The sequence below is a fragment of the Pseudomonas sp. P5_A2_2 genome, from assembly GCF_054177685.1.
Genome location: NZ_JBGCUL010000811.1, coordinates 1 through 2054 on the forward strand (window position 1 = coordinate 1; position 2054 = coordinate 2054).

Genomic DNA, 2054 nt, shown 5'->3' on the forward strand with positions numbered 1-2054 from the left:
GTCTGTACGAGTTATTGCAACAACTCGTACAGACGAGTTTGATTTTGTTTATCCTGAACCCGGCAGGCGGCGATATTTCCTACCTTCGAAGTCAAAGAATCCCAAAGCCGCATAGACAAACCCCTACCCTGCCCTTAAGGTTCGAAACCTTGAGTACAGCGCGGCATAGAGCCATCCCCATGAGTAAATACAACCAGATCTACAGCGATCTGCTTGCCAGCATCACCACCGAACGACTGGAGCGCGGCGCCCGACTGCCTTCCGAAACCGAATTGATGGAGAGTTACCGGGCCAGTCGCGGTACTGTGCGCCAAGCCATAGAACTGCTTCAGGAACGCGGCTTCGCGCAAAAAATTCACGGTAAAGGCACCTTCGTGCTGTCGCCTAATCCGATCGAATTCCAGCTCGGCGGCATCGTCAGTTTCCAGGAAACCCACCCAAGGCTGGGCAATGACGTCAGCACCGAGGTGGTGGCGTTCGAACAGTTTCCCCTGCAAGGTGCCTTGCGTGAACACCTGAATGCCGAAGAAGGTAGCCTGATCACGCGGATCAAACGCGTGCGTCGAATCGATGGCAAACGGGTCATCCTCGACATCAACCACTTCGTCGCCGATCTCATTCCGGGGCTCAATTGCGAGATTGCCGAGCATTCGATCTATGCCTTCATCGAACAGACGCTGCAACTGCAAATCAGCTATGCCCAGCGCACTATCGAAGCCGTACCGCGAAGCAAGGACGACCAGCAGCACCTTGATCTTGAGGGGCAGAGCCATGTGATCGTGGTCAGCAACCAGACCTTTTTGCAGGACGGCCGGCAGTTCGAGTACACCGAGTCGCGGCAKACCCTGGACAAGTTTTACTTTTCGGATGTGGCCAGGCGATGAAAGCATCGGCAGCGATCTGGAACACGTCTGTTTTACAGCTTCTTGGTTTCCAAGGGTTCGGTAACTTTCAAGTACTGAGCGACTGCTCTATCGCAATACAAAAGAGTGAAGTCGTCGTGGTGTGCGGCCCTTCCGGCTATGGCAAATCAACGCTGATCAAAACGGTAAATGCACTGGAGCCTTTCCAGAAAGTCGAAATTGTTGTCGACGGTATCAGCCTCCCGGACCCGAAAACCAACCTGCCCAAGCTATGCAACCGGGTTGGCATGGTGTTTCAACACTTCGAGTTGTTTCCACGCCTTTCCGTGACGCAAAACCTGACGCTCGCCCAGATGAAGGTGCTCACCAACGCAACTCAAAGGCATTTTTCGCGCCCGGCTGGATGCTGCTGCCCAAGCGTGCACACTCGCGAGAAAGGGTGTCGTGCAGCCATTGACGGTCATCCCCTTCGGCGCGACAGAGGCGAAAGCGCCGCAAGCGGGTGGGTATCAAGTCCAGCGACTGCAGGTGCCCGCCCGGGTCCAGCGAGGCAAAGTATAGAAGCCCCAGGTCGCCGCGAAAGGCTGTGTAACCCTCGATGCCTTCGTAATCGTTCAGAAGATCACCGCAGCCATAGAGAATCAGGTGTTCGCGGTACACCTCGATGCCTTTGACGTGGTGCGAGGAATGCCCGTGCACCACGTCAACTCCGGCCTCGTCGATCAAGGCATGAGCGAACCGGACTTGCTCGCGCGGGATATCGAACCCCCAGTTGCCGCCCCAATGAATGGAGGCGACCACCAGATCCCGCGGTTTTTTGCCCTCGAGAATCCGTTTGGCCACATGGTGCAGGCTTTGCATCGACAGATCCTCCAGCCGCGCGACGCCCGCGCCCTTATCCGTGGCGGCCCAGTCCGACGCAATGCCGCTGTCGGGTGCGCCGAGGCCAAACACCAGCAAGCGCCGCCCGCCAGGCAGCAGCAACACGGCAGGCGCTTCGGCAGATTGCAGGTTGTGCCCGGCGCCGGCGCTGCATATACCATTGCTCGCCAGGGTCTCCAGCGTATCGGCCAGGCCGGCTGCCCCCCAGTCCAGCACATGGTTGTTGGCCAGCACGCAGCAGTCGATGCCGGCTGCGCTGATGGCCGGGAAGTTCTCCGGGCTCATGCGGTAATTGATGCCCTTTGGCTC

2 protein-coding genes and 1 pseudogene are annotated in these 2054 nt (G+C 57.8%); 2 read left to right on the forward strand and 1 reads right to left on the reverse strand.

All coding sequences use genetic code 11. The features are described from left to right. Nucleotides 1-179: 179 nt before the first annotated feature. Together treR and ACXRVY_RS26005 are read left to right on the forward strand one after the other, a co-directional pair. Nucleotides 180-884 carry a trehalose operon repressor gene (treR, locus tag ACXRVY_RS26000; RefSeq protein ID WP_458238621.1) on the forward strand — a complete coding sequence of 235 codons (705 nt, stop codon included), beginning with the start codon at nucleotides 180-182 and terminating at the stop codon, nucleotides 882-884. Continuing rightward, nucleotides 881-1228 (forward strand): annotated as a pseudogene (locus ACXRVY_RS26005) (ATP-binding cassette domain-containing protein); the annotation flags it as partial. The gene treR and the pseudogene ACXRVY_RS26005, both read left to right, overlap by 4 nt. On the opposite strand, the gene ACXRVY_RS26010 reads toward ACXRVY_RS26005, so the two are convergent. Next, nucleotides 1227-2054: CapA family protein (locus ACXRVY_RS26010; protein WP_458238622.1), on the reverse strand; the 828-nt coding region annotated here is incomplete at its 5' end. The pseudogene ACXRVY_RS26005 and the gene ACXRVY_RS26010 sit on opposite strands and share 2 nt — an antisense overlap.